Genomic DNA, 1,060 nt, shown 5'->3' with positions numbered 1-1,060 from the left:
GCTAACTAGCGAAGTAATCGTAGCACTAGTCAGGCTTATTACCTAAGCGTTAAGTCCAACAATAGCCTCGCTGATCGCAGTGCGCGAGCCTCAGCCAGAACCTATAAAGCATTACCTTTCCTCCCGTAACGCAGCAGAAGAAAGCCACCGGGTTAGTAAATGGCTGGGTGAGCGCGGGTAATCCAGTCGATGGCTTGCCAAAAGGAGTGACAGAGGAACACAGGCGTTTGGTACTGTTTGTAGACGCCTGCGCTATGCCGTAAAAAGCCGATGTAGTGGCAGTGAATGGAGTAATCGCAGAAGCTGATGAACTCCGGTGTGGTGCTCCGCTGATACTCCACACAGATCATTTCCAGCGGCCAGAGACTCATCAGTCCTTCCGTGCAATCAGCGTCTCGAAAACCATTGGCCACGGCATAAAGGCGCTTGAAATCGTCCGGGAAGTGGAAGTGCAGCTCGGCCTCCGCTGCTGCTAGCAGTGCGGGCGTAGCCCCAGCGTTCAGCTTAATGGCTTGTTGGCGCCAGGTGTGAAGAAGAGCATCTAAGGTCATCGTTATTCTGTGTCAATCACGGCGCAAGCAATGGGGGGATGGTAGCTAGAAAAGAGACGTTCTCGCTCAACTGCCGACCAGATGGCGGCAGTTGTATTCGGCTCGGCTAGCGTTCCCAAAATAACATAGGATGCACGACCTGTTTAGTAGTTGGTAGCCATTGAGGCAAAGTTACGTTCTAAGGGGGTTCCTCCTTAATGCATACCCCATCTCTTAGGAAGCCTACTTCACAGCTAAACGCACTGGAAAGTAAGCCATTAACACTCCCTAATCACCTCGGCTTCTTATCCTTACGCTTCTTCCCGTGGCGGCACCTTCTCCGCCGCTGCAGTAGTCGCCGCAAGCGGAACGTCCGGACTGGGTGCCGTAGGAGCTACCGGTGGCGCTGGCGTGGGTAACTGCATCACCCGGCGCACTTCGGGGGCGGATAAGCCCAGCTTTTGCAAGGTGGCGAAGAGACCATTGCCCAGCGTGGTGAACTGTTGAATCTGGGCTGCTTCGAATTGCTT

Annotated in this window: 2 protein-coding genes; both read right to left on the bottom strand. The window is 54.0% G+C overall.

Annotation, left to right across the window (positions count from 1 at the left end; all coding sequences use genetic code 11):
- Positions 1–152: 152 nt before the first annotated feature.
- Positions 153–551, bottom strand: a complete 399-nt coding sequence (locus BXP70_RS29080; RefSeq protein ID WP_086597608.1) for an SMI1/KNR4 family protein — start codon at positions 549–551, stop codon at positions 153–155.
- A 290-nt stretch (positions 552–841) separates the two neighbouring features.
- Positions 842–1,060 (bottom strand): hypothetical protein (locus tag BXP70_RS30190; protein ID WP_218779905.1); only part of this gene is annotated, 219 nt, incomplete at its 5' end.

The sequence above is a fragment of the Hymenobacter crusticola genome (genome assembly GCF_002154225.1).
Taxonomy (GTDB): Bacteria; Bacteroidota; Bacteroidia; order Cytophagales; family Hymenobacteraceae; genus Hymenobacter; species Hymenobacter crusticola.
This window is presented reverse-complemented; position numbering and strand designations above follow the sequence as displayed.